Genomic DNA, 25,150 nt, shown 5'->3' with positions numbered 1-25,150 from the left:
CGGCTTGCGCCTGCATCCTCATGAGTTCACAACAGATCATCACCGACCACGACCTCTGGCGCCAAGGTGCCGGCGGCGCCCCTGCGGGGCTGGTCGGCCAGGCCGACAGCCTGGCCTATGCGGGCCTGGACCTGAACCTGGCCCAGTTCGCGAGCAGCAGTTTTTCCGGCACGCGCTTCTCGGACACCACCTTCCGGCAGGCCGGATGGACCGGCTGCACCTTCGTCGGATGCACCTTCACGCGCTGCGATTTCCAGTCCATCGCGATCAGCGGCTGCACCTTCTCCCACTGCAGCTTCAGCGCCAGCCGATTCGATCAGAGCAGCTTCATCGACACCCGGTTCACGCACTGCACGTGGGACGACCTGACCTTCCATGGCAGTCGCTGGGACAACGTGCAGGTGCTCGATGGCACAGGCACCACCTTGCGCGGCGACGCGCTGACCGGCGAGCGCGTGGACTTCACCGGCAGCTGCTTCGAGCAACTCGAGTTCACCAACGCCAGGATCAACAGCTGACGCGATCGCCATCCACGCCAGCGAACTGCAGCAACGCCGGATCGCACGGTCATCCAGTCAGACCCGGCAGCTCAGATCACGCGCGAATGAACGCGACGGGGCTCACTCTCCGTTCACCAGAGACACCCCGTCCACCGGCTTGCGCATCCATTTCGCAACGTCCACGCCCAACCCGTGAATCACTGCATCCATGGCGCTGCATTCGGTCGTCTCCGCCGTGATATCAGCGTACGGGGTGTGCACTTGGCGCAGAGCGTTGAATTGCGCAGGGGGCAGTCCCGGTTGTTCAAGCACCGCATGGATGACCACGATCGTGGGGCCGCCGGCGCTGACGGTCACGATGTCCATGATGTCGATCTTCAGCACAAGGGCGGCTTCCCTGCCGGGCCCCGGCACGGGGCGCACAACCTCATACCGCGCCTTCAACTGATCTTGCACGGCCTGACGCAGCGGGCCCGGCACGCCGCACGCGTCATCGGATTCAGACATCGGGCGGCCCTGGTCATGCCCGTACGCGACCGACGGCAGCGTCACTGTGGCGGGGGCAGCAGGCGCCGGTGGCATTCGCTCGGGCGGCTGGGAATCGTGTGAACCGCAAGCAGCCAGAAGTGCGCTCACCGCCATCGCGATGCACGCAGTGCGCACGGATCGTCCCGCTGTCATCGATCAACCGAGGGGGCGTGAAGACTTCGACCACGGTCCAGCGCTGCGCGGACACGCGTTCTGGCAAAGGCCATGCGGCCAATGGACGGCTTTCTCATCGTGGGCGTTCCTGTCTCGCGTTCGACATGGGTGGGATGCGAAGCCTGTGCAGGCGCATTGAAGGCACAGCAGGCTGTCGGCACCAAGACGCGATTTGTTACATTAGTCCGGGGGTTGGAGGAATTTTGCAGGACCGACTACCTATCGGGCGATCGCCCGGCCAAATCAACTATAAGGAAAAATGCTACATGCACACCATCAATTACAAGATGGAATACTCGATTCTCGAGTACGTTTTCGGCCTGATTGGCCCGGCAATCATCATTGCCGCCATTTTTTATCCGATTGCCGATCTGAAAATAGGCACCCTTCGGCTTCACCTGCCGACCGGCGTGGCCAATGGAATTCTCATGTTGATCGGGGCGTATTTCACGTACCTTACGGTGGGAACTCTTTTCAAGAAGCGGGCAGCCAACAGCCAGGGCGCCAGCATTGTTCTTGATGAAAAAGGCATGTCTTTCACGACCGTCAAGAAATTCTCGGGCGTACTGACCACCGTGGGCTATGACGCCATCAAGCAAGTCACCATCACGGACATTCCGGAAACCTCCACATCGAGTGCAGAGAAAACAATAGAAATCAGCACGCCGTCGATGGCACCCAAGAAGCACGAATTCGATGCCATTCACATGGTGAAGGATTCAGACTTTGAAGTTCTTGTGAATGCGCTCAAGCATCGCGCCGTCAATGCCACCTTCAAGCAAATCTGACCCATGGGTTTCTTGAAGAAGTTATTCCAGGTAGTTTCTGGCAAGAAATACAGGAATTGCCCCGATGGGGCGGCAGTGGATCCGGTCGCGCAGCGAGCCCTTCAAGCGGGGCTCATCAACTCCGAACAGATCATGGCGTATTGCGACAGCTACGCAACGGGGCTGTCGGACGATGCGCTCGCCGAGGGACTTGGCTCGCACTGGGGCATACGCTCGCCCCAGGAGGCTGCTGAAACCCTGGCGTCACTCGGTCGCCATGGCCATCGCTTTTTTTACGACATTGTTTTTCGTATTTACAGCGATGGTGCTTCAGGAGACGAGCGCCAGGAGGTTCTCGAGGCCTTGATCGCCAGTGGGCGGTACGGCTCCCCGGAGACGGTGCGCGAGCAGATCGCCGCACAGGGGTCGAACGAGGAAAAAGACCTCGTTTTCTCGGCTTTGGCGCAGGCCATGGAGATGCTGGAAAATCTGCGATCCGTTTTTCGTCTTCTCGAAGACAAAGTCAATGGCTCGTACCTTCCCAAGGATTACAGCGCCGGCATCCTTGCCTGGGATCTGGGCCGCCTCGTCACGGTTGCGAGGATGTCATTGGACCGCAAATACATCGAGCAGGCTGAATTCGATCGCATTCTTTCGCATGCAGACAAAGAATTACGCTCGAATTTTTCGTCCTGGCCGCAGTTTGCAAAAAGCTACATCATCGGCCGGGCCAGCTGGGCTGGTCAGAATATGACGCTGGGCGGAATCATCGGTATTGCCGAAGATCTCATGACCGATGAGCGGAGCCCTTGGGTGCTGTCGCCTCTGTGAGTTGCATTCGACGACAGCGCTGGAAAATATCCAGCTCGTCGGATTGCTCCATGTTGATTTCCGTGGACGTTTGATCCACCTGTCCATCGCGAACTGACCGGCCGCAATTTCTTGCGGCCGTTGTTCGCATGGAGGAGTGGATTACTCGTAAACGGAAATCAACAAATTCAAAGTATTCAAGACGCTATTTGCGCGTTCAAAACTTTATTTGGCGCGATCATCAGGATCGCGCCACCCACGCACGCTCACTCCACCGTCACGCTTTTCGCGAGATTCCGCGGCTTGTCCACATCGGTCCCGCGCGCACACGCCGTGTGATACGCCAGCAGCTGCAGCGGCACCACGTGCAGCAGCGGCGACAACGCGCCGTAGTGCTCGGGCATGCGGATCACGTGCAGGCCTTCGCCGCTGGCGATCTGCGTGTCGCCGTCGGCCAGCACGTAGAGCACGCCGCCGCGGGCGCGCACTTCCTGCAGGTTGCTCTTGAGCTTTTCGAGCAGGGCGTCGTTCGGCGCCACGGCGACCACGGGCATTTCGCTCGTGACGAGCGCGAGCGGGCCGTGCTTGAGTTCGCCGGCGGCGTAGGCCTCGGCGTGGATGTAGGTCACTTCCTTGAGCTTGAGCGCGCCTTCGAGCGCGATCGGGTAGTGCAGGCCGCGGCCCAGGAACAGGGCGTTGTCCTTGCGCGCGAAGTCTTCGGCCCAGCCGATGATCTGCGGCTCGAGCGCGAGCACCGACTGCAGCGCGACGGGCAGGTGGCGCATTTCCTTCAGGTAGCGCGCCTCGTCGAGCGCGCTCAGGCGGTCCTTGGACTGCGCGATGGCCAGCGTGAGCAGGAACAGGCCCGCGAGCTGGGTGGTGAAGGCCTTGGTCGAGGCCACGCCGATTTCGACGCCGGCGCGCGTGATGTAGGCCAGCTTGCACTCGCGCACCATGGCGCTGGTGGCGACGTTGCAGATGGTCAGCGTCTGTTCCATGCCCAGCGAGCGCGCGTGCTTGAGCGCGGCCAGCGTGTCGGCGGTTTCGCCCGACTGGCTGATGGTGACGACCAGCGTCTTCGGGTCGGGCACGGAGTCGCGGTAACGGTATTCGCTGGCGATCTCGACCTGGGTGGAGATCTTCGCGATGCTCTCGAGCCAGTACTTGGCGGTGCAGCCGCTGTAGTAGCTGGTGCCGCAGGCCAGGATGAGGATCTTGTCGATGTCCTGGAACACGCGGTGCGCGCTCGCGCCCGTGGCGCCGTCCTGGCCGATACCGTCGAACAGCTCGGGCACGATGCCCTCGACACCTTCGAGCGTGTCGCCGATGGCGCGCGGCTGCTCGAAGATTTCCTTTTGCATGTAGTGGCGGTACGGGCCCAGCTCGGCCGCGCCGCTGTGGGCGTGCACGGTGCGCACGGTGCGCGTGACGGGCTTGTGGTTCTTGTCGACGATCCAGTACTTGCCCGGCTGCAGGTCGACCACGTCGCCTTCTTCGAGGTACACGATCTGGTCGGTCACGCCGGCCAGTGCCATCGCGTCGCTGGCCAGGAAGTTCTCGGTGCCGTCCTTGCCGGCGCCCAGGATCAGCGGCGAGCCGGCGCGCGCGCCGATCACGCGCTGCGGTTCGTCGCGGCAGATGACGGCAATGGCGTAGGCGCCGTGCAGCTGCAGCACGGCGGCCTTGACGGCTTCGAACAGGTCGCCGTTGTAGAGGCTGTCGACGAGGTGGGCGATGACCTCGGTGTCGGTCTGGCTCTCGAACACGTAGCCCTTGGCTTCGAGCGCGGCGCGCAGCGGCTCGTGGTTCTCGATGATGCCGTTGTGCACGAGCGCGATGCGGCCCGGGCGCGCGGCAGGCGCATCGGCGCCGACGCCGTGGCTGAAGTGGGGGTGGGCGTTGTGCACGGCCGGTGCGCCGTGGGTGGCCCAGCGCGTGTGGGCGATGCCGGTGAGGCCTTCGACCTTGTCGTCGCGCACCTGCGTCAGCAGGTCGGCCACGCGCGAGGTGGTGCGTGCGCGGCTCAGGCCGCCGGCATGCACCGCGACGCCGCAGGAGTCATAGCCGCGGTATTCGAGCCGCTGAAGGCCCTGGACCAGGACCGGAACGATGTCGCGATGGGAGGCTGCGCCGACGATGCCGCACATGGGATGTACCTTGTCTTGAAGAACAGAAGGGCTCGATGGTAGGGAGACTACCAAGAAATATGGCGTCTAAATTTCCTCAATTTCGGACTTTTATTTCATCGAAACCCATAGATGGAGTTTTATTCCATAATTTCAACCGATATGGAATCAATCTCCCTCGACGCCATCGACCTCAAGCTGCTCGACGCGCTCCAGCACGACGCCTCGCAGACCAACCAGCGCCTGGCGGCCGAGGTCGGCATCTCGCCGCCGACCTGCCTGCGCCGCGTGCAGCGGCTGCGGCAGGAAGGCCTCATCGAGCGCCAGGTCGCCCTGCTCTCGCCCGACCGGCTCGCCACGGTGCTGGGCCATGGCCTGCAGGCGGTGGTGGAGATTTCGCTCGACCGGCAGGACGCCGCCGCGCTCGACGCCTTCGAGGCCCGCGTGATCGCGGACAACGCGGTGCAGCAGTGCTGGCGCGTGTCGCCGGGCCCCGATTTCGTGCTGGTGGTGGTGGCGCGCGACATGCCCGGCTACGGCGCGCTGACGCAGCGGCTGTTCACGGCCGACGCCAACGTGCGCAACGTGAAGGCGTTCTTCAGCCTGAAGCGCGCGAAGTTCGGCGCCCGCATTCCGCTGGGCTGAAGCGGGTTCCTGACCCGATCAGCGCTCGCTCGCCGCCTCGCGCAGCGCTTCGAGGAAGGTGCGCCGCCACCAGTGGATGTCGTGCTCGCGAATGCGCGACAGCAGTTTCTGGTGCCGCTCGCGCCGCTCTTCCAGCGGCATCTGCAGCGCCTGCTGCACCGTCTCGGCCGTGCCGTGCGTGTCGTACGGATTCACCAGCAGCGCTTCCTTCAGCTGCTCGGCCGCACCGGCAAAGCGCGACAGCACCAGCACGCCGGGATCGGCCGGGTCCTGTGCCGCGATGTACTCCTTGGCCACGAGGTTCATGCCGTCGCGCAGCGGTGTCACCAGCCCCACGGCCGCCGCGCGGCACAGGCCGGGCACGCGGCGGCGCGCCACCATGCGGTGGATGTAGCGCACCGGCATCCAGTCGAGCTCGCCGTAGTCGCCGTTGATGGCGCCGCACAGCGATTCGAGTTCGCGGCGGATGTCGGCGTAGGCATCGACCGTCTCGCGCGTGGGCGAGGCGATCTGGATCAGCGTGGCGCTGCGGCGGTTCTCGGGGTAGTTGGCCAGCAGCTCGCGGAACGAGCGCACGCGCTGCGGGATGCCCTTCGAGTAGTCGAGCCGGTCGATGCCCAGGAGCAGCCGGCGGCTCGAGTACTCGCGCTTCATGGTCTCGTACATGTCGCGCGATTCCTTGGCGTGCGTGAGCGCCGCGAACTCGTCCACGTCGATGCCGATGGGGAAGGCGTTGCAGCGCACCGTCTGTCCGTAGGCGCGGTACATGTCGTTGCCCAGGTACTCGCCGTGGGCCTCGTTGCGCACGTAATGCTCGAAGTGCTGCACGTCCTGCTGCGCCTGGAAGCCGATCAGGTCGTACGAGAACAGCGAGCGCATCAGCCATTCGTGCTGCGGAATGGCCGCGATGATGATCTGCGGCGGCAGCGGAATGTGCAGGAAGAAGCCGATGCGCTGCCTGCAGCCCATGGCGCGCAGTTCGGCGGCCAGCGGCATCAGGTGGTAGTCGTGGATCCAGATGATGTCGTCGTCCTTCAGCAGCGGCATCAGCTTGCGCGCGAACAGCTGGTTCACGCGCCGGTAGCCGCCGATGAAGCCGGCATCGAAATGCGCCAGGTCCAGGCGGTTGTGGAACACCGGCCACAGCACGTCGTTGCTGTAGCCCAGGTAGTAGCTGTCGTGGTCGTCGCGGCTCAGGTCGAGCGTGGCGAGCGTCACCTTGCCGGCCTGCTGCTTGTGCATCTCGCCTTCGCCCGTGGGCCCGCCCTCGACGATCTGCCCGCTCCAGCCGAACCACAGGCCGCCGCTTTGCTGCAGGCTTTCCCCGAGCGCCACGGCCAGGCCGCCGGCGGCCGGCTTGCGTGGGTCGGCCACTCGATTGGAAACAACGACAAGTCGACTCATATGCACGAATCCCAGGGGGCGGACAGGCGCACGGCCGCATTGATGATGCCGACCATCGAATAGGTCTGCGGAAAGTTGCCCCACATCTCGCCCGTGACCGGGTGCGTGTCTTCCGACAGCAGCCCCAGCGGGTTGCGCGCGGCGAGCATGGTCTCGAAGATCTGTCGCGCCTCGGCCTTGCGGCCGATCTTGGCCAGCGCGTCGATGCGCCAGAAGGTGCAGATGTTGAAGGCGGTCTCGGGCTTGCCGAAGTCGTCGGCCGCTTCGTAGCGGCGCATGTAGGGGCCGTCGCACAGCGACTTTTCCATGGCGTCGACGGTGGAGATGAAGCGCGGGTCGCGCGCGTCGATCAGGCCCACCTCGACCATCAGCAGGATGCTCGCGTCGAGCTCGTTGCCGCCGAAGCTCTCGGCAAAGGCCTGGCGCTCTTCACTCCACGACTTGGCCAGGATTTCTTCCTTCATGCGCGCCGCATGGCCGTGCCAGTAGGCCGCGCGTTCGGGCAGCTCCAGCGTGCGCGCGATCTTGGCGAGCCGGTCGCAAGCGGCCCAACTCATCAGCGCCGAGCTGGTGTGCACGCGGGCGCGCGTGCGCAGCTCCCACATGCCGGCGTCGGGCGTGCCGTACACGCGCACCGCCTGCTCGCCCACGGCCTCCAGGTGCGGAAACTCCGCCACGCCCGCGCGGCTCAGCAGCCGGTGGTCGTGAAAGGCCTGCGCCGCGCCGAGCACGATGTTGCCGTACACGTCGTGCTGGAAGTGCTCCTGCGCCTGGTTGCCCACGCGCACCGGGCCCATGCCGCGGTAGCCGGGCAGGCCGTCGACGAAGGACTCGGGCAGCTCGCGCTCCAGCCCGATGCCGTACAGCGGCTGAATGTGCTCGCCGTGCGAGCCGATCACCACGTTGGCCAGCCAGCGCAGATAGTCTTCCATGGTGCCGACCTCGCTCAGCGAATTGAGCGCGCGCACCACGAAGAAGGCGTCGCGCAGCCAGCAGTAACGGTAGTCCCAGTTGCGCTGGCTGCCCGGCGCTTCGGGGATGCTGGTGGTCATGGCGGCGACGATGGCGCCGGTGTCCTCGTACAGCGAGAGCTTGAGCGTGATGGCCGCGCGGATCACCGCGTCCTGGTACTCGAAAGGAATGGCCAGGCGCTTGCTCCAGGTGCGCCAGTAGGCGATGGTTTCCTGCTCGAACTTGCGCGCGGTGTCGGCGATGCCTTCGAGCAGCGTCTCGTCCACGCCGAACATGAAGTTGTACTCGCGCGAGATCACGAAGGGCTGGCGCGACAGGATGTGCGAGATCGATGCGTCGGTGTTCAACCGCAAGGTCACGTCGGGCCCGACGTAGCGGATGTGGTTGCTGCCGCGTGTGACCTCGATGGGTTCCGAGGCGCCCCATTGGAAGCGCGGGTCGAGCGCCACGCGGATGCGCGGCGTGCCGGCAATAGGGCGCACGCGGCGCACCATCATCAGCGGACGGAAATAGCGCGAGCGGCTGTGAAAGCGCGGCGCGAAGTCGGTGATCTCGATGCCCTGCCCTGCGCTGTCGAACAGCTGCGTGCGCAACACGGCGGTATTGGGCTCGTACCACTGCTTGCTGGAGGCGAAGTCCTCGATCTCGATGGCCCAGGCACCGGCTTCCTCGCCGGGGTGCAGCAGCGCGTTGAAGACCGGGTCGCCGTCGAAGCGCGGCAGGCAGCACCAGACGGCGCGGGCGCGCGCATCGATGAGCGCGCTGTAGGCGCAGTTGCCGATCACGCCGACATTGAGCGACGGCTCGGCCGGCGGCGCAAAGCCGCGCGGCAGGGCTGCCGCCACTTTCGCGGCATCGACGGGCGCCTGGTCGTCCGGGCCCGCCGCGCCGGCCAGGGCGTTGCCCGCGCGGTCCTCGGGGGCCACCGGCAGTTGTTGTTCGCTCATGCGGGGCTCCTCGGTGATGCTTTGTGGTGATCGGGTGCGGCCAGCAGGTCGCGTGCCTGCACCAGCCATTCGTAGACCGCGCGCGGCGATTCGAGCCGGTGCAGCGCCAGGCTCGGCCCGGTGCCGACCTTGATCGCGACGCCGCCGCGCGGCTGCACGACGGCGAAGCCGCTCTCGTCGGTGGTGTCGTCGCCCGCGAAGATCGGTGTGCGGCCCGCGAAGGGTGCCTCGTTCATGAAGGCTTCGATCGCGAGGCCCTTGTTCACGCCCGCAGGCTTCACCTCGAACACGAACTTGCCGTGCAGCAGCTCCAGCTGCGGATGGCCTTCGATGGCGCGCGTCATCGCGTCACGGCAGACAGCTTCGAGCTGCGGCGCGAGCCGGTAGTGCAGCGCGATGGCGGCGTGCTTGCGCTCCACCAGCAGGCCTTCGTGGATGCGTGCGAGTTCGTTGGCGATGTCCAGGATGGGCACGAGGTCGGGCGCGCGCTGCTCCTGCATGCCGCCTTTCGCATCACGCCGTTGCACGCCGTGCTCACCCGCGGCAGGCAGCCGCAGCGGCGCCAGAAAGCGGTCGATGGCATCGATCTGGCGGCCCGACACCACGGCGAGCGCGCCACCGAGCAGGTCGCGCAGGTCGCTCAACAGAGGCACGAGGGCGGGCGGCACCTCGATGGCTTCCGGCGTGGCCGCGAGGCCGACCAGCGTGCCGTCGAAGTCGAGAAAAAGGGCGGCGTCCCGGCCCGGCGGAGGTGGCAACTGGGCGTTGCTGCTGGAGGACTTTGGCATTGGGAAAAACCATAGCACGGCTCGCACGCGGCGCGTGTCGGCCAAAGTCCCGGCGTGCGCCGATGGCGGGGATTCAGTCGGCCGTGGCGGGCAAGGACGCCTTCACCGCCGCGATGCGCGCACGATGGATCGCCTCGCCGATGCGCGGCCCCGTGGCACCGGCCTGCTGCGCCTCGCGCGCCACCACATCGGTGGCCACGGCCTGGGCCGCGGCGAGCACCGCGAGCAGGCGCGGGCGCTGCGGGTAGGCCGTGTCTTCGAAGCCGAGCCGGCCGCGCGCGTCGCATTCGCAGGCCAGCAGCGCCTCGGCGAAGCGCGCCGGCTTGCGGAAGGCGTCGCAGCGTTCCAGCAGGCGCACCAGCGGCGTCGCGTCCAACGCGCCGCTGCGGTGGATGTTGCCGTGCTCGCGTGCCACCACCTCGGCCAGCTCGCGCAACTCGACCGGCACACGCCAGCGTTCGCACACGGCCTGCAGCAGATCGACGCTGCGCAGCTCGTGGTTGATGTGGCGCGGCAGCATGTCGGCGGGCGTGGTGCCCTTGCCGAGGTCGTGCATCAGGCAGGCGAAGCGCACGGGCAGTGTGGCGCCCAGCCGCGCGCTGGTGTCGAGCACCATCATCAGGTGCACGCCGGTGTCGATCTCGGGGTGGTGCTGCGCCGGTTGCGGCACGCCCCAGAGCCGGTCGACCTCGGGCAGCAGCACGGCGAGCGCGCCGCAGTCGCGCAGCACCTCGAACATGCGCGAGGGCCGCGTTTCCATCAGGCCGCGCGCGAGCTCCTGCCACACGCGCTCGGGCACCAGTGCATCGACCTCGCCGGCCGCGACCATCTCGCGCATGAGCGCCATGGTTTCGGGCGCGACGGTGAAGTCGTCGAAGCGCGCGGCAAAGCGCGCCACGCGCAGGATGCGCACCGGGTCTTCGCGGAAGGCGTCGGTCACGTGGCGCAGCACCTTGTCGCGCAGGTCGCGCTGGCCGTGGAAGGGGTCGGCCAGAGTTTCGGGGCGCGCCTCGAAGCTGCCGTCGGCGCCCACGTGCTCGGCGGGCAGCGCGATGGCGTTGACGGTCAGGTCGCGTCGGGCGAGGTCCTGCTCCAGCGTGACGTCGGGCGCCGCATGCACCACGAAGCCGCGGTAGCCCGGCGCGCTCTTGCGCTCGGTGCGGGCCAGCGCGTACTCCTCGCGCGTGCGCGGGTGCAGGAACACGGGGAAATCGCGCCCCACGGGCAGGTAGCCGCGCGCCACCATGGCCTCGGGCGTGGCGCCCACCACCAGCCAGTCATGGTCGGAAACGGGGCGGCCCAGCAGCCGGTCGCGCAGTGCACCGCCGACGAGAAAAATGTTCATGAGTGCAGTGTAGGGATACTCGCTAGGCACAAAAAGAACGGTCGTTCGATAATCGACGAGCGATGCGAACGGTCGTTCGTAAATCCGCGTCGCGCGAAGCACCGGTCGCTGGCCGGCGCCCCCGTGCGCGGGGCTGTTTTCAATACCCAAGGAGCATTCACAGCTATGAAGAAACTCACAACAACAGCATCGTTGGCATTGGCGGCACTCGGGGTCCTGGCATCGGGCAGCGCCCTGGCGCAGAACGCGGGCGACTGGGTCGTCGGCACGGGCTGGTTCCACCTGTCGCCGCAGGATTCGAGCAAGCCGCTGACCGTGACCTCGCCCGTGCACAGCGTGCTGGCCGGCTCGGGCGCGAGCGTCACCGACTCGGACACGCTGGGCATGAACATCGCCTACTTCATCGACCCCCACTGGGCCGTCGAGGGCGTGCTCGGCGTGCCGCCCAAGTTCAAGCTCAACGGCAGCGGCACGCTGGCGCGCGTGGGCGAACTCGGCCAGGCCCGCCAGTGGAGCCCGACCGTGCTGGCCAAGTACTACTTCAACGAAGGCAACGACGCCTTCCGTCCGTTCGTGGGCCTGGGCGCCACCTATGTCTGGTACAGCGACGTGAAGCTCACGTCGAACCTGCAGGGCGCGCTGGCCAGCCAGTTCCACGTGTCGCCGTACTCGGTGAACACCACGGCCAAGCTCGACAGCTCGTTCGCGCCCGTGCTCAACGCCGGCGTGGCCTACCAGTTCGACAAGCACTGGGGCGTGTCGTTCTCGGTGTCCTACATCCCGCTGAAGACCAAGGCCAAGCTCACCACGACCAGCATCACCGGCCTGCCGGTGGCGCGCAGCGAGGCAAGCCTGAAGCTGAACCCGATCGTCACCTACCTGGCGGCGACGTACCGGTTCTGATGAGGTCCGGCGAGCCTCAGTCGCGCGAGGTGCGATAGGGCTCGTCGAAGGCCACGAAGGTCTTCTCGGCCAGGGCGCCCGCGATCCACGCGGCGACGCCCGGCAGGGCCGTCACGCGCGCGATGTACGCGTCGATGGCCGGCGGCACCGGCAGGCCGTAGCCGCGGATGCGCATGCCCACCGGCGCGAAGAAGGCGTCGGCGATGGTGAAGGCGCCGAACAGCATCGGGCCCCCGTGCGTCTCGAGCAGCTCGGTCCACATCTGCACGATGCGGTCGAGGTCTTCCTGCACGCCGGGCTGCTCGGCCAAAAGCCGCGCCCCCACCTCGGGCAGCGAGGCCTCGATGTTCATCGGGCAGTTGCCGCGCAGATTGGTGAAGCCCGAGTGCATCTCGGCGCAGATGCTGCGCGCGCGGGCCCGCTCGGTCACGCCCTGGGGCCACAGCTGCTTCTCGGGGAAGCGCTCGGCCAGGTACTCGGCGATGGCCAGCGTGTCCCACACGGCGAGGTCGCCGTCGACCAGCACCGGCACCTTGGCCACGGGGTTGATGGCGCCGATCACGTGCTTGAACTGCGAGGTGGCGTCGAACGAATCGAAGCGCACCATCACCTCCTCGAAGGGAATGCCGGCCTGCGTCATGAGCACCCAGGGGCGCATGGACCACGACGAGTAATTCTTGTTGCCGATGTAGAGCTTGGACATCTGTCAGGGTCTCCGGGTCAGTGCGGGAATGCGGGGCAAAGCCGTCGATGCTAGCCGGGCGGCGGGCTGCGATTGATGACGAAGGCGGCGCGAATTGATGCGGGCCGCTTCAGCGTTGGTCGCCCTGGCGGGATTCCGGCGGGACGATCACGCGCGGGCCGGAGGCGTCCGTGGCTGGCTTCACAACGCGCTCGATCAGACCCACGAGGCGCGGCACCAGCGACAGCACGGCGAGCGCCAGCAGCGCGCTGAACACGGCCGTGACCTCACGGCCGAGCCCGCAGGCCATGCCGATGGCGGCGGTCATCCACAGCCCGGCGGCGGTGGTGAGGCCCTGCACGTGGGATTCGTCCTTGCCCTGCTTGAGGATGGTGCCGGCGCACAGAAAACCGACGCCGGCCACCAGCCCCTGGATCACGCGGCTCATGTCGGCCGGCACGATGCCGGTCTGCTGCGGGATCAGCACGAAGAGCGCCGAGCCGATGGCCACCAGCATGTGCGTGCGCACGCCGGCCGCCTTGCCCTGCTGCTCGCGCTCGAAGCCGAGGAAAAAGCCCAGCACGGCCGCGAGCAGCAGCCGCACCGAGATGCGCGTGAGTTGCGCGACGTCGCCCACGTCCGAGAATTCGGACGCGACGGTGTCGAGCACCTCGTCGCGCCAGCTCATGTCAGGGGAGGTCCTTGTTCGGCTCTGGCTCGGCGGCGTTGCGCGGACCGACGCGGCCCAGGCGCTCCTTCAGCGACTGCGGCCTGCCGCTGATGATGGCCGCGTAGTGGGTGGTGTTGGCCAGCACCTTCTTCACGTAGTCGCGCGTCTCGCTGAAAGGCACGTTCTCGGCCCAGATGGCGGCGTCGATCACCGGACCGTTGCGCCAGTTGCGCGGGCGGCCCGGGCCGGCGTTGTAGGCCGCGGCGGCCAGCGCCATCGAACCGTCGAAGTCGTCGAGTGCGAGCTTCAGGTAGTTGGTGCCGATGGTGATGTTGGTCTCGCGGTCGTTGATCTGGCCCGGCGTGAAGTCGGTCAGGCCGATCTTGCGGGCGGTCCAGCGCGCGGTGGCGGGCATGACCTGCATCAGGCCCGAGGCGCCGACGCCCGAGCGCGCGTCCATGATGAAGCGGCTTTCCTGGCGGATCAGGCCGTACACGTAGGCCGGGTCCAGGCCGATGTCCTGGCTCTTGCGCAGCACCGTGTCGTGGAAGGGCATGGGGAAGCGCTGCTCGACGTCGATCACGCCCTTGGTGCGCTCGCTGGTGTTGATGCAGCGGTCCCACACCTCGCGCTGGCAGGCCAGGTCGGCGGCGGCCAGCAGGGCGCGGTCGTCCATGCCGCCCTTGTCGTGCAGGTTGGTGGCGTAGTTCCACTCGCGCGTGCCTTCGGAACGCAGGCCCATGCCGATGGCCTGCAGGCCGCGTTGCAGGCCCGGGTTGGTGCGCGCGGCGTTCTTTTCCTCGGGCGTGAGCGGCGCGGGCCGCGTGGCGGCCACGACGCGCTGGCCCAGCTCTTCGAGCGCCAGCATTTCGTAGAAGCCGCGCGTGCCGGCGATGCTGGTGTACAGCTCGCGGGCCTGGGCGCGGCGCTCGTCGCCGCCGGCGCTGCTCAGTGCGCGGGCCTTCCAGTAGACCCAGGTGGGGTCTTGCTGGGCGGCGTCGCTCATGGCGTTGATGGCGGGTGCGACGTCTTTCCACTGGCTGGCGCGCAGTGCGGCGCGCACGCGCCAGCCGAGCATGTCGTCGGACAGGTCGCTGTTCTTCGTGACGTTGCCGAAATAGCTCACGGCCATCGGCGAGAGCTTGTTCGCGGCGGCGCGGCCGATGGTGCCCCAGACCCAGTTGCGCTCTTCGGCGGAGAGCATCGGGCCCCACTTGCCCTCGAGCTGTGAGGCGCCCTGGTCGGGATCGGCGACCGCGATCTTGATGAGCGCGAGCACCACCAGTTCCTTGCGCGACTTGGCGGCCACGAAGGCGCGGCCGGTGAGGAACTTGGCGGCGCTGGCGTTGACCTCTTCGAACAGCGGCAGCGCATCGGGGGCGGCGATGGTGACGGCGCCGCGTGCGGCGGCAGGCCGGTTGGCCTCGATGGCCAGGCGCGCCTTCTTCCAGGCGTCGTTGGTCGTCATCAGGCGGGCCGCGACCATGCGGTCGGCGGCGGTGAGGCAACCGTCGTCGCTGTCCTTCTGCGCGAACCAGTTGCGGCGCACCTCGTCGGCCTGCGCCTGCGTGGCCGTGCCGGTGCGCAGCGTGTCGACCATCACCGCGTAGCAGCGCACCTGGGCGTCGTCGCCCATGCGGAAGCCGGCGATGTTGGCGGCAAAGCCGTCCCAGTCGCGGCGCTGGCCGAGCAGCAGCAGCCAGTCGTTGCGCAGGCGGTCTTCCTGGTAGGTGTTGGGGTAGCGCGCGTAGAAGTCCTGCACCTCGTTGGGCGCGGCTTCCTGCAGGCGGGCCTTGAGCTCCCAGTAGGCGGCCCAGGGTTCGAGTGCATGGCCGCGGGCCTGCGGCAGCAGGGCCGTGAGGCGGGCCTTGTCGCCGCGCTGGAAGGCCTGCTTCATCTGGACCAGCACGTCGTCGTTGGTGTTGTTCTGGGCGGCGGCGGGCTGTTGCGACAGCAGCGCGGCGAGTGCGAGAACGGCGGAAAAAACCAGGGCGGGCGCGCCGCGACGCTGACGAGCGCGCGCGGATGCCAAAATGCTTGGGAACTGCATCGGGGGATTATGGACAAGTCAAAGGATGCCGACACCTCGGCCACGGCGAGTTTTCTGAAGGGTCAACTGCGAAAGGCACTCATCGAGCAACGCCTGGCGCTGCCCGACCGCCTCGCGCGGGCCGACCTGTTGCAGCGCGTGATGCGGATCTGGCTGGTCGGCCGGCCCGACACCGTGATCGGCGCCTACTGGCCGATCAAGGGCGAGTTCGACCCGCTGCCCGCACTGCATCGCTGGAAGGAAGACGGCGAACTCATGGAAGAAACGCAGCGCCGCCGCATCGGACTGCCGGTGATCGACAAAGTTCACAAGACGCTCACCTTCCATGCCTGGTACCCGGGCTGCCAGATGGAAGAAGACGCCTACGGCATTCCCAAGCCCAAGGACACCGAGCTGATCGTGCCGACCCTGCTGTTCGTGCCCTGCGTGGGCTACAGCGCGGGCGGCTACCGGCTGGGCTACGGCGGCGGCTTCTACGACCGCACGCTGGCGGCGCTCGAGCCCCGACCGTTCACGGTGGGGCTGGGCTTCACGAACGGCTTCCTGGAAGACTTCGAGCCCGAGGCGCACGACCTGCCGCTGGACGCCATCCTGAACGACAACGGCGTCGTCTGGCCGACCTCCTGAGCCGGCTCAGTCGAGGTTGTCCATCGTGTCGGGGTCGGGCACCTCGCCGATGGTCTGGCGCGTGGTGACGGCCTGCGCCTCCAGCCAGTCGGAAAAGGCCTTGATCTCAGGCCGCAGCGCATTGCGCGGCCCCGAGATGAGCCAATAGGCCATCGGTGAATCCAGGCGGTGCTGCGGCAGCACCTCGATCAGGTCGCCGTTGGCCAGGCTTTCGGCAATGAGCGAACTGCGCGCCAGCACCAGGCCCTGGCCCGTGAGCGCGGCCTGCACCATCTGGTACGCATAGTTGAAATAGAGCCAGCGCTTGGGCTGCGCGCGCTCCAGCCCGTTCACCTCGAACCAGCGCCGCCACGTGAGCCATTCCAGGTGCGTGCGGTGCGCGTCGCCCGCCTCGATCAGCGTGAAGCGGGCGATGTCGGCCGGCGTCTTGATCGGCGGGTTGCTCTTGATGAGCCACGGGCTCGCCACCGGCGTCAGCGTCTCGCCGAACAGCCGCACGGCACCGGGCGGCATGCCTTCGGGCGGGCCGTAGCGCAGCGCGATGTCCACGTCGGCCACGTCGAGGTCGACCGCGATGTCGCTGGCGTCGATGCGGATGTCGATCTCGGGGTTGTCGCGCTGGAAGGCCTCCAGCCGCGGGATCAGCCACATCGACGCGAACGAGGCAAAGGTGGTGAGCGCCACGCTCTTGCGCCCCGCGCTCTGGCGGATCTGCCGCACGGCCATGTCGATGCGCGGCAGCGCCTGCTGCACCGACAGCAGCAGCTGCGCCCCGGCGCTGGTCAGCTCCACGGCCCGCGTGTGGCGCAGGAACAGCGACACGCCCACTTCTTCCTCGAGCGACTGGATCTGCCGGCTCACGGCCGACTGGGTGAGCGCCATTTCCTCGGCCGCGGCGCGGAAATTGAGGTGCCGTGCGACCGCCTCGAAGGCCCGCAGGTGCCCCGCCGAAATGGGGCGGGAGCGCAGGTGGGTTTGCGAATGTTGCATGGGTATGACTTTGGTGTGCGTTCCCGGCGGCCAGTTGATTGATGCGGGAATCGCATCAGTAGGCTACCTCGTTTTCATTGGACCTCCAAGGCCGCAAAAACGATCATTCATTCCCGAACTGCGCCAACCTCTCTGTCTGTCAACGGCGCTTCGGATCAGCCAAGGAGTCCTCATCATGTCCACCGCCGTCTGCACCAACGAATCGCTCGCTTCCCTGTCCCGTTCCACCCGCACCGCGGCCATTCCGCCGGCCGTGCGCCGTGGCGCCTGGCAGATTGCGCCCGGCGAGGCGATGAGCCTGAAGGCGCGGTCGGCGAGCGTGCTGCGCGTCAAGCAGGGCCGCGTGTGGGTCACCCCCGACGCCACCGCCCACGGCCCCAGCGAAGACATCGTGCTGGCCCCGGGCGAGTCGCTCACCGTGGCCGCCGGCCAGCGCATCGTCATGGAAGCCTGGGATGGCTACGGTGCCACCTACGTGTGGGACCCGGTCTGACCGACCGCCTGCACTCCCGGCTCTTCTGAACAAAGGCGGCTTCGGCCGCCTTTTTCTTTGCCTGCCGTTTTCGTGCCCCGCCGCCGGGGCCCCGGGGTTCAGCCGCTGATGTCGAAGCTGGCGCGCAGCGCCAGGAAGTGCGCCAACGCGGCCTCCCCGCGCAGGGTCTGCAGCGCGGAGATCGGGTCGGGGCCCTCGCATTCGGCCAGGCCCATGGCGAAGCCCGTGTAGCGCCGCTCGGCCAGCGGGCCTTCATGAACCACCACGAGCGCCACGTGCCGGGGGTCGTGCTGCAGCCGCGCCATCAGCCCCTGTACCGCCTCGCGCGGCCCCTCGAAATGCTGGCAGAAGCACTGGCCGTCGAACACCAGCAGGCCGGAGATGCCGTCCTCGGCGTTGCGCGCACGGGCCTGCGTGACGATCGCGCCCACGGTGGCGGGCGGCAGGTCGGGGGCGAGCAGGCTGCAATAGAGGAATTCGTGCAACGGTTCTGCGGGTGCTTGTTCTTGGGTCATGCGGTGCGAAAGGGGAAGTCGCTTCGAGTCTAGAGGCCCGCCGCACGCCCCGAAATGTCAAAAGACATAGCAACGCCAGCCTATAGTGCGGCGTGAAGTTCGAGGACTACCCCGTCGCCGCCTCCCCGCCACAGGGCACGAACCCCTGCGAAAACTGCGCGCTGCGGCGCCTCGAGGCCTTTTTGCCGGTGACGGCGCAGCAGCTGCAGGCGATCCAGTCCTTTCGCACCGGCACCCGGCGCGTCGAGGCGGGCGGCACCATCGTCGACGAGCACCGCGCCAGCCCGCAGCTGTTCACGCTCTACGCGGGCTGGGCCTTCCGCTACAAGACCCTGAGCGACGGCCGGCGGCAGATCCTGGGTTTCCTGCTGCCCGGCGACTTCATCGGCCTGCAGGACGAGTTTGCCGACGGCCAGACCCACGGCGTCGAGGCCGTGACCGACGCCACGCTCTGCACCTTCGCGCGCGAGCGGCTGTGGGCACTGTTCCAGACCCAGCCCCGGCTCGGCTACGACATCACCTGGCTGGCCGCGCGCGAGGAAAAGCTGGTGGACGACCACCTCGTCAGCGCCGGGCGCCGCAATGCGGGCGAGCGCGTGGCCATGCTGCTCATGCACCTGTACCGCCGCGCCCAGCGCGTGGGCATGGTGCGCGACGGCTGGGTGGAGTTTCCGTTCAACCAGCAGCACATCGCCGACGCGCTGGGGCTGTCGCTGGTGCACACCAACAAGACGATGCGGCGGTTGCAGCGCCTGGGCCTCTACAAACTCGACGGCGGCTGGCTGCGCATCCTGGAGCCGCATGCGCTCGAAACGCTGGGCGACTACTTCGAGCGCCCCCTGCGGCCGGTGCCGATGATCTGAGGGGCGGTCGCCTCAGCGCGCGGCCACCAGCTGCCGCAGGTCGCTCTGGTAGGCCTGCAGCCGCCGCACCGCCTGTTCGCGCTGCGTGGCGCTGGTGGTGTTGTGCAGCGCCGCCAGGTTGCGGCACCCCTCCTGCAGCAGCGCCTGCTGCTGGTCGCGCCACGGGCCGGGCGGCGGATCGGCGATGCGCAAGATATAGGCATGCAGCGCGGCGCGGGCCTCGGCCGGCGAGGTGCGCGGGGCACCATTGGCGCCGAGAAAGCCCCGCAGCAGCACCAGCGCCTCCTGTTGGCGCAGGCGCCGTTCCTCGAACGCCAGCCGCGGGCTGAACACCGACTGCGCCACCTGCTGGCGCAGCAGCGCGCGCTGCTCGGTCGTCAGGCGGCCGTAGAAGTCTTCCTGGCGCTCAAGGAACTGGTCGTAGCGCTTGTCCTGCACCTGCGCGGGGCTGCGGTCGAGCCAGTCCTTGCGGTACTCGGTGTTGTTCTTCGCGTACTTGCGCTCGAGCTGCTGCAGCTGCGCGTCGCTCAGGCTCAGCACGAATTCAGCGCCGGCGGCCTCGGCACGCTCGGTGACAGCCAGCAGCCGCTCGCGGACCCGGTCGGCCAGCTGGCAGGCCTGGGTCGGCGTCACCTCGGCGCTCGCCAGGCCCTGGGCCTCCTGCAGCAGGCCGATGATGCGCGGCAGCTCGTTCTGGCGGTGCCAGGCCAGCAGCTGGGTGAGTTCGTCGCGCACCTTGGGGGTCTGGGCGCCGTCGAAGTCGAAGTAGCCGTCGAGCCACCAATAGCTCAGCTCGGGCAGGTTGTTGTAGGCCAGCTTGACCGCGCTGCAAGCCTCCAGGGCAGCGGCCAGCAGCAGCACACCGATAATTCGGGCCAGTCCAGCACAACGAATCCGGGAAGAAAAGCGCATGAATCAGACTCCGCAGCAGAGCAACCAGGGACCGGTCGACGTCGTCATCATGGCGGCCGGCAAGGGCACGCGCATGAAGAGCAAGCTGCCCAAAGTGTTGCATCGTTTGGCCGGCCGCGCCTTGCTGGCCCACGTGACCGACACCGCCGCGCGCATCGGCGCGCGCCATGTCGTGGTCGTGACGGGCCACGGCGCCGAGCAGGTCGAGTCCGCGATCAAGGCCACGGCCGTGAACGCCGCCGCGCTCGGCTTCGCGCGCCAGGAGCCCCAATTGGGCACCGGCCACGCCGTGCAGCAGGCCACGCCGCAGCTGCCGGACGACGGCACGGTGGTGATCCTGTCGGGCGACGTGCCCCTGATCGCCGAAGACACGCTGCGCACCCTCATCGCCGCCAGCGGCGGCGAACGGCTCGCGCTGCTGACCATCGAACTCGACGACCCCACCGGCTACGGCCGCATCATCCGCACCACGGCGGGCGGTGAAGTGACGGCCATCGTCGAACACAAGGACGCCACCGAGGCGCAGCGCGCCGTGCGCGAGATCAACAGCGGCGTGATGGCCGCGCCCGCGCGGCTGCTCAAGGGCTGGCTGGCGCGGCTGGACAACAAGAACACCCAGGGCGAGTACTACCTGACCGACATCGTGAAGTTCGCGGCCGACGACCATGTGCCGGTGGTGGCGCATGTCACGACCGACGCGCTGCAGGTGGCGGGCATCAACAGCCCGGCCCAGCTCGCGGCGCTGGAACGCGCCTGGCAACTGCGCCAGGCCAACGCGCTGATGGAACAGGGCGTGCGCCTGGCCGACCCGGCGCGCTTCGACCTGCGCGGCACGCTGAGCTGCGGCGCCGACGTCGACATCGACGTCAACTGCGTGTTCGAAGGCACGGTGTCGCTGGGCGAAGGCGTGCGCATCGGCGCGAACTGCGTCATCGCCAACGTGCGCATCGAGGCGGGCGCGGTGATCCACCCCTTCACCCACATCGACGGCGAGAAGGCCGGCGTGACGGTGGGCGCGGGCGCGCTGGTCGGGCCCTTTGCGCGGCTGCGGCCCGGCGCCCAGCTGGGCGCCGAGGTGCACATCGGCAACTTCGTCGAGGTCAAGAACTCCACGCTGGCAGCGGGCGCCAAGGCCAACCACCTGGCCTACCTGGGCGACGCCACGGTGGGCGAGCGCGTGAACTACGGCGCGGGCAGCATCACGGCCAACTACGACGGCGCCAACAAGCACCGCACCGTGATCGAGGCCGACGTGCACGTGGGCAGCAACTGCGTGCTCGTGGCGCCCGTGACCATCGGCGCGGGCGGCACCATCGGCGGCGGCTCGACGGTGAACAAGTCGACCGAGCCGGGCGCGCTGACCGTCGCACGGGGCAAGCAGGTCAGCTTCGCGAACTGGAAGCGGCCGCAGAAGCTGCCGAAGAACTGACGGCGGCTTTGGTCCGGGGCAGGCGCCCTGCCCCGGACCTCACCAGCCCGTCAGCAGGCGCACGAAGCGCATCACCGGCCGCGCCTCTTCGACCGGCGCTGTGGCCCGAACCGCCCGCACCGGCGCATGCACCCGCAGGTGCACCGCCGTCACCGCCGACACCTCGATCCAGCCGCCCTGCGGCACGCAGTGCATGTCGCCCTCGCCGAGCAGCGTCTCGGTCATGAACACCCTCTCGCCCAGCCAGCCCGGCGGCGACACCACGCGGGCGCGGCCCTCGGCCAGTTGCAGCCAGGCGCCCGCATCGACGGCGGTGCGCAGCGACTGGCCGGGTTCGAGGACGATGGAATCGGGGGCTTCGGACAGGGTGGTGATCATGGCGGACCTCGGGTAGATGTGGGCTTCATCGTAGGAATTCCGTCGCCCGAAAAACAGGCACACCCGATGGCTATTGCGACCGGAACAGCCGGGCCGCCACGCCATCTGTTATGGTCTTTTTCCCAGTCAACTGCATCTGTTTTCGGATGCCCGATGCGGGGAACATCGACCCATGGACTCGCTACCGCTCTACCGCCAGCTCGCGGCGCACTACGTCGACGCGATCCACGCCGGTTCGCTCAAGGCCGGCGACAAGCTCCCCTCGCTGCGCAGCCTGATGCGGCTGCACGACATCAGCCTCTCGACCGCGCTGCAGGTGTGCCGCGCCATGGAAAGCGAAGGCTGGGTCGAGGCGCGCGACCGCTCCGGCTACTTCGTGCGCCGCCCGCAGCGGCTGGCCATCGCGGCCATGGAAGAACCCGTGTCCGGCCTGCCGCCCGACCCGGCGCAGTTCGTCAACATGCGCACGCGCATGGCCAACTTCATGGCGCGCGGACGGCTCAACGACGTGAAGCTCAACTTCGCGATCTCGCGCGCCGCCCCCGAGCTCTACCCGGCCGAGGCGCTGCGCAACGCCATGACGCGCGCGCTGCGCCAGCGCCCCGAACTGCTGACCACGGCCTCCTCGCAAAAAGGCCACGAACAGTTCCGCCAGGTGGTGGCCCAGCGCAACCTGCGCGTGGGCATGACGGTGGCGCCCGACGACGTGCTGGTCACCAACGGCTGCATCGAGGCGCTGAACCTCGCGCTGCGCGCCATCGCCAAGCCGGGCGACACCGTGGCCGTCGAATCGCCCACTTTCTACGGCCTGCTGCAGGTGCTCGAGAGCCTGGGTCTGCGCGGGCTGGAGATTCCCACCAGCCCGCAGACCGGCATTTCGCTCGAAGCGCTCGACCTGGCCATCCACACCTACGACGACATCAAGGCCGTGGTGGTGGTGCCGCACCTGCAGAACCCCATCGGCAGCGTGATGCCCGACGCCCACAAGCAGCGGCTGGTGCAGATGTGCGAAAGCCACGGCATCGCGCTGGTCGAGGACGACACCTACAGCGACCTGGTGGAAACCGAGGTGCCGCCGCGCGCCATCAAGTCCTGGGACCGCACGGGCAACGTGGTGTATTGCGCCTCGCTGCACAAGGTGCTGGCGCCGGGCCTGCGGCTGGGCTGGATCACGGCCGGGCGTTGGCATGCGCAGGTCGAGATGCTCAAGTACGCGCAGACGCGCAACAACGAGGCGCTGGCGCAGATCGCCGCGGGCGAGATCATTGCCAGCGGCGGCTACGACCGCCACCTGCGCCGGCTGCGCGAACGCCTGCACACGCAGCGCGACCAGACGGCCGACGCCATCGCCCGCTACTTCCCGGCCGGCACGCGGCTGAACCTGCCGCGCGGCGGCTTCCAGCTGTGGGTGGAACTGCCCGAGCGGCTGTCGTCGGTGGCCGTGTTCGAGGCGGCCCTGCGCGAGCACATGCTGGTGGCGCCGGGCGCGCAGTTCTCGAACGCCTCGCGCTTCGACCACTACCTGCGCATCAACTGCGGCTGGCCCTTCAGCGAAGCGGTCGATGCGGGGCTGCGGCGGCTCGGGCGGATCGTCGAGGAAGGCTGCGCGGCGCAGAAGCACCCACCGGCGACGGGGGTGCGATCGCCGCGCGCCGCGGCTCAGTCCAGCAGCGCCAGGGCCGCGTAGTCGCCCACCTTGTCGCCGAGCCCGGCGGGCACCAGCAGCACGCCGCGCGTGAGCGGCGGCAGCTTGCCGTCGACCTGCGCCTGCAGCCGCGGCAGCACGAAGTCGCGGTGGTGCCAGAACACGCTGCCGCCCAGGCTGATGCGCTGCAGGTCGAGCGTGATGACCAGGTTGTAGAGCATGCGGCCGATCACGCGGCACAGCGCATCGGCCTTCTCGAGTGCCGCGGCGTCACCGGCCGCGGCGGCCGTGAACAGATCGGCCGCGGGCTGGCCGAAGCGGTGCGCGATCGAATTGCCGCCCGCCAGCGCTTCCACGTCGCCCAGATTGCCGCAGCCGCACAGCGCGCCGCTGTCGTCGTCGACCACGAAGCTGTGGCCCGCGTGGCCGGCGTTGCCGTTCTTGCCGCGCAGCGCCTTGCCGTCGACGCACAGGCCCACGCCCACGCCCGTGCTCCAGGTGGCGTAAGCACAGTTGTCGAGCCCCTTCAGCGCGCCCCAGTGGCGCTCGGCCTCGAGCGCGGCCACGGCGTCGTTCTCGACGCGCACGCGGGCGAAGCGGCGCGCCAGCGGCGCCTCGACGATGGCTGTCATCCAGTTGTTGGGCAGCCCGCGCGAGGGGCCGGCGATGCCGCCGCAGATGTTGGGCGTGGCCAGCTCGACCATGCCGTCGTGCAGCTCGAAGGGCCCGGTCGACGACACGCCCACGCGGTCGATGCTCGCCGGATCGATGCCCTGCTCGGCGCAGACCTCGTCGATGAGCCGCAGGATCTGCACCGCCACGGCGTCGTTGTTGCCGGTCTTGGCGGTGGGCTCGCTGCGGCGGCCGATCAGCGGCGCGTCGCTCGAAGCGGAAAGGCTCACGGCGACCTTGGTGCCGCCGATGTCTACGCAGGCTCTCATTGCGGGGTTCTCTTCTTTCTCAGGCGTTTCTCAGAGCAGCCGCGCCACCAGCGCCGCGATCATGCTGAGCACCACCGTGCTCGCGATCGGCAGCTGCCAGTCGCGGCCGAAGGCGCGAAACTCGAAATCGCCGGGCAGCCGTCCGAAGCCGAAGCGGCGCAGCCAGGCGGTCAGGCCGCTCATGAGCACCAGCGCCAGGACGACGACGATCAGCCAGCGGAACATGCAGACAGTCTAGGCCGCGAGCACGGCCAGGGCTTGTCGGTGAAGTTCGGGTGTGGCTGCCGCAATCACGCGCTGGTCGGGGTTCAGCCCCAGCGGCCGGCCCTCCCAGTCGGTGACGACGCCGCCGGCGGCTTCGATCAGGCCCGCCGGGCCCAGGAAGTCGTAGGGCTGCAACCCCGTCTCGACCACGAGGTCGATGGTGCCACCCGCGAGTTGCGCGTAGCCGTAGCAGTCGCCGCCGAAACGGCGCATCGCGCACTGGCGGCTCAGGCGGTCGAAGGCGCTCCAGTCGGCCGGCGAGAAGATGTCGGGCGAGGTGGTCACGATGCGGGCCTTGGCGATCTCGGTGCAGCCGCTCACGCGCACGGGCTGGCCGTCGCGCGTGGCGCCCTTGCCGGCCTCGCCCACCCAACGTTCTTTCAGCACCGGCATGTCGACCATGCCCAGCACCACGCGACCGCCCTGCAGCACGCCGATGAGCGTGCCCCACAGCGGCGAGCCGGTGATGAAGCTGCGTGTGCCATCGATCGGGTCGAGCACCCAGATGCGGTCGGCGTCGAGCCGCTCGGGGCCGTGCTCCTCGCCGAAGATGCCGTCGGTGGGCACGCGTGCGCCGAGGATCTCGCGCATGGCTGTCTCGGCGGCGCGGTCGGCCAGCGTGACCGGGCTTTCGTCGGCCTTGGTGATGATGTCCAGCGGCGTGCGGAAGTAGCGCATAGACTGGGCGGCGGCGGCATCGGCCAGCGCACCGGCGATCGCGGAAAGGTCGGGGGCGGAAGAGCTCATGGGAAGGAGAACGCGTGCCAAAAGCTGCGATTAGA

At 68.0% G+C, this 25,150-nt stretch carries 26 protein-coding genes; 10 read left to right on the top strand and 16 right to left on the bottom strand.

The genetic code is table 11. The features are described 5' to 3' along the window. The first annotated feature begins 20 nt into the window (after nucleotides 1-20). Nucleotides 21-518: a pentapeptide repeat-containing protein gene (locus tag AC07OH_RS18180; RefSeq protein ID WP_495301629.1), complete on the top strand. Its 498-nt coding sequence runs from the start codon at nucleotides 21-23 to the stop codon at nucleotides 516-518. 102 nt (nucleotides 519-620) lie between these two features. On the opposite strand, the gene AC07OH_RS18175 is transcribed toward AC07OH_RS18180, so the two are convergent. Continuing rightward, entirely contained in the window at nucleotides 621-1,007 is a 387-nt protein-coding gene (locus tag AC07OH_RS18175; RefSeq protein WP_495301628.1) for a hypothetical protein, read from the bottom strand. 461 nt (nucleotides 1,008-1,468) lie between these two features. Here AC07OH_RS18175 and AC07OH_RS18170 point away from each other — a divergent pair, with 461 nt between their 5' ends. Beyond that, a complete protein-coding gene (locus tag AC07OH_RS18170) occupies nucleotides 1,469-1,990 on the top strand; it encodes a hypothetical protein (protein ID WP_495301627.1) in 522 nt (173 codons plus the stop codon). 3 nt (nucleotides 1,991-1,993) lie between these two features. Further along, on the top strand, nucleotides 1,994-2,800 hold the full coding sequence (locus AC07OH_RS18165; protein ID WP_495301626.1) for a DUF1266 domain-containing protein: 807 nt from the start codon (nucleotides 1,994-1,996) through the stop codon (nucleotides 2,798-2,800). Nucleotides 2,801-3,045: 245 nt separating this feature from the next. Here AC07OH_RS18165 and glmS read toward each other — a convergent pair whose 3' ends face one another. Then, nucleotides 3,046-4,926 (bottom strand): glutamine--fructose-6-phosphate transaminase (isomerizing), encoded by a 1,881-nt coding sequence (gene glmS / locus AC07OH_RS18160; RefSeq protein ID WP_070060065.1) that lies wholly within the window; start codon nucleotides 4,924-4,926, stop codon nucleotides 3,046-3,048. 141 nt (nucleotides 4,927-5,067) lie between these two features. Between glmS and AC07OH_RS18155 the strand changes: the two genes are divergently transcribed. After that, complete coding sequence (locus AC07OH_RS18155; protein WP_495301625.1) at nucleotides 5,068-5,550, top strand: Lrp/AsnC family transcriptional regulator; 483 nt, start codon at nucleotides 5,068-5,070, stop codon at nucleotides 5,548-5,550. An 18-nt stretch (nucleotides 5,551-5,568) separates the two neighbouring features. Here AC07OH_RS18155 and otsA read toward each other — a convergent pair whose 3' ends face one another. The 4 genes from otsA to AC07OH_RS18135 all read right to left on the bottom strand — a co-directional run bounded on the left by otsA (nucleotide 5,569) and on the right by AC07OH_RS18135 (nucleotide 11,006). Beyond that, nucleotides 5,569-6,954, bottom strand: a complete 1,386-nt coding sequence (otsA, locus tag AC07OH_RS18150) for an alpha,alpha-trehalose-phosphate synthase (UDP-forming) (protein WP_489059228.1) — start codon at nucleotides 6,952-6,954, stop codon at nucleotides 5,569-5,571. Further along, a complete protein-coding gene (locus AC07OH_RS18145) occupies nucleotides 6,951-8,873 on the bottom strand; it encodes a glycoside hydrolase family 15 protein (RefSeq protein WP_495301624.1) in 1,923 nt (640 codons plus the stop codon). Before AC07OH_RS18145 ends, otsA begins: the two co-directional genes overlap by 4 nt. Continuing rightward, a complete protein-coding gene (gene otsB / locus AC07OH_RS18140) occupies nucleotides 8,870-9,661 on the bottom strand; it encodes a trehalose-phosphatase (RefSeq protein WP_495301623.1) in 792 nt (263 codons plus the stop codon). The genes AC07OH_RS18145 and otsB overlap by 4 nt, the downstream gene beginning before the upstream one ends. Nucleotides 9,662-9,734: 73 nt before the next feature. Beyond that, nucleotides 9,735-11,006 (bottom strand): multifunctional CCA addition/repair protein, encoded by a 1,272-nt coding sequence (locus AC07OH_RS18135; protein WP_495272357.1) that lies wholly within the window; start codon nucleotides 11,004-11,006, stop codon nucleotides 9,735-9,737. Between the two features lie 165 nt (nucleotides 11,007-11,171). On the opposite strand from AC07OH_RS18135, the gene AC07OH_RS18130 reads away from it, so the two are divergent. Continuing rightward, nucleotides 11,172-11,909, top strand: coding sequence for an OmpW/AlkL family protein (locus AC07OH_RS18130; RefSeq protein WP_489059235.1), 738 nt, complete (start codon nucleotides 11,172-11,174; stop codon nucleotides 11,907-11,909). Nucleotides 11,910-11,925: 16 nt separating this feature from the next. Here the strand turns inward: AC07OH_RS18130 and AC07OH_RS18125 are convergent, their stop codons facing one another. From AC07OH_RS18125 to AC07OH_RS18115, 3 genes are all read right to left on the bottom strand, one after another. After that, nucleotides 11,926-12,612, bottom strand: coding sequence for a glutathione S-transferase family protein (locus AC07OH_RS18125; protein WP_495301622.1), 687 nt, complete (start codon nucleotides 12,610-12,612; stop codon nucleotides 11,926-11,928). Nucleotides 12,613-12,721: 109 nt separating this feature from the next. Further along, entirely contained in the window at nucleotides 12,722-13,279 is a 558-nt protein-coding gene (locus AC07OH_RS18120; protein WP_495301621.1) for an MgtC/SapB family protein, read from the bottom strand. A gap of 1 nt (nucleotide 13,280) precedes the next feature. Continuing rightward, complete coding sequence (locus tag AC07OH_RS18115) at nucleotides 13,281-15,311, bottom strand: lytic transglycosylase domain-containing protein (RefSeq protein ID WP_495301620.1); 2,031 nt, start codon at nucleotides 15,309-15,311, stop codon at nucleotides 13,281-13,283. Nucleotides 15,312-15,320: 9 nt separating this feature from the next. Between AC07OH_RS18115 and AC07OH_RS18110 the strand changes: the two genes are divergently transcribed. Beyond that, nucleotides 15,321-15,938, top strand: coding sequence for a 5-formyltetrahydrofolate cyclo-ligase (locus AC07OH_RS18110; protein WP_095743648.1), 618 nt, complete (start codon nucleotides 15,321-15,323; stop codon nucleotides 15,936-15,938). A gap of 6 nt (nucleotides 15,939-15,944) precedes the next feature. Here AC07OH_RS18110 and AC07OH_RS18105 read toward each other — a convergent pair whose 3' ends face one another. Then, nucleotides 15,945-16,928 carry a LysR substrate-binding domain-containing protein gene (locus AC07OH_RS18105; protein ID WP_495301619.1) on the bottom strand — a complete coding sequence of 328 codons (984 nt, stop codon included), beginning with the start codon at nucleotides 16,926-16,928 and terminating at the stop codon, nucleotides 15,945-15,947. A 175-nt stretch (nucleotides 16,929-17,103) separates the two neighbouring features. On the opposite strand from AC07OH_RS18105, the gene AC07OH_RS18100 reads away from it, so the two are divergent. Further along, entirely contained in the window at nucleotides 17,104-17,421 is a 318-nt protein-coding gene (locus AC07OH_RS18100) for a DUF2917 domain-containing protein (RefSeq protein ID WP_062477930.1), read from the top strand. A gap of 98 nt (nucleotides 17,422-17,519) precedes the next feature. Here the strand turns inward: AC07OH_RS18100 and AC07OH_RS18095 are convergent, their stop codons facing one another. Next, nucleotides 17,520-17,936, bottom strand: coding sequence for a BLUF domain-containing protein (locus tag AC07OH_RS18095; RefSeq protein WP_495301618.1), 417 nt, complete (start codon nucleotides 17,934-17,936; stop codon nucleotides 17,520-17,522). A gap of 92 nt (nucleotides 17,937-18,028) precedes the next feature. On the opposite strand from AC07OH_RS18095, the gene AC07OH_RS18090 reads away from it, so the two are divergent. Beyond that, the gene (locus AC07OH_RS18090) at nucleotides 18,029-18,799 is read left to right on the top strand and encodes a Crp/Fnr family transcriptional regulator (RefSeq protein ID WP_495301617.1); all 771 of its coding nucleotides are present in this window, start codon (nucleotides 18,029-18,031) and stop codon (nucleotides 18,797-18,799) included. Nucleotides 18,800-18,811: 12 nt separating this feature from the next. On the opposite strand, the gene AC07OH_RS18085 is transcribed toward AC07OH_RS18090, so the two are convergent. Beyond that, a complete protein-coding gene (locus AC07OH_RS18085) occupies nucleotides 18,812-19,660 on the bottom strand; it encodes a DUF6279 family lipoprotein (RefSeq protein WP_495301616.1) in 849 nt (282 codons plus the stop codon). Nucleotides 19,661-19,709: 49 nt separating this feature from the next. On the opposite strand from AC07OH_RS18085, the gene glmU reads away from it, so the two are divergent. Beyond that, nucleotides 19,710-21,140: a bifunctional UDP-N-acetylglucosamine diphosphorylase/glucosamine-1-phosphate N-acetyltransferase GlmU gene (gene glmU / locus AC07OH_RS18080; RefSeq protein ID WP_495301615.1), complete on the top strand. Its 1,431-nt coding sequence runs from the start codon at nucleotides 19,710-19,712 to the stop codon at nucleotides 21,138-21,140. Nucleotides 21,141-21,179: 39 nt separating this feature from the next. Here the strand turns inward: glmU and AC07OH_RS18075 are convergent, their stop codons facing one another. Beyond that, complete coding sequence (locus tag AC07OH_RS18075) at nucleotides 21,180-21,518, bottom strand: hypothetical protein (protein WP_495301614.1); 339 nt, start codon at nucleotides 21,516-21,518, stop codon at nucleotides 21,180-21,182. 172 nt (nucleotides 21,519-21,690) lie between these two features. Here AC07OH_RS18075 and AC07OH_RS18070 point away from each other — a divergent pair, with 172 nt between their 5' ends. Beyond that, nucleotides 21,691-23,205 carry an aminotransferase-like domain-containing protein gene (locus AC07OH_RS18070; protein ID WP_495301613.1) on the top strand — a complete coding sequence of 505 codons (1,515 nt, stop codon included), beginning with the start codon at nucleotides 21,691-21,693 and terminating at the stop codon, nucleotides 23,203-23,205. On the opposite strand, the gene AC07OH_RS18065 is transcribed toward AC07OH_RS18070, so the two are convergent. Genes AC07OH_RS18065 through hisN form a run of 3 tightly spaced genes read right to left on the bottom strand, consistent with a single transcriptional unit; the run spans nucleotide 23,178 to nucleotide 25,115 of the window. Next, the gene (locus tag AC07OH_RS18065; RefSeq protein WP_307583105.1) at nucleotides 23,178-24,104 is read right to left on the bottom strand and encodes an ROK family protein; all 927 of its coding nucleotides are present in this window, start codon (nucleotides 24,102-24,104) and stop codon (nucleotides 23,178-23,180) included. The genes AC07OH_RS18070 and AC07OH_RS18065 overlap by 28 nt on opposite strands. Before the next feature lie 30 nt (nucleotides 24,105-24,134). Further along, the gene (locus AC07OH_RS18060) at nucleotides 24,135-24,329 is read right to left on the bottom strand and encodes a DUF2905 domain-containing protein (protein ID WP_056575522.1); all 195 of its coding nucleotides are present in this window, start codon (nucleotides 24,327-24,329) and stop codon (nucleotides 24,135-24,137) included. 9 nt (nucleotides 24,330-24,338) lie between these two features. Next, on the bottom strand, nucleotides 24,339-25,115 hold the full coding sequence (gene hisN / locus AC07OH_RS18055; protein WP_495301612.1) for a histidinol-phosphatase: 777 nt from the start codon (nucleotides 25,113-25,115) through the stop codon (nucleotides 24,339-24,341). Nucleotides 25,116-25,150 lie beyond the last annotated feature (35 nt).

This window comes from Variovorax sp. GW821-FHT10C12, assembly GCF_059415405.1.
This window is presented reverse-complemented; position numbering and strand designations above follow the sequence as displayed.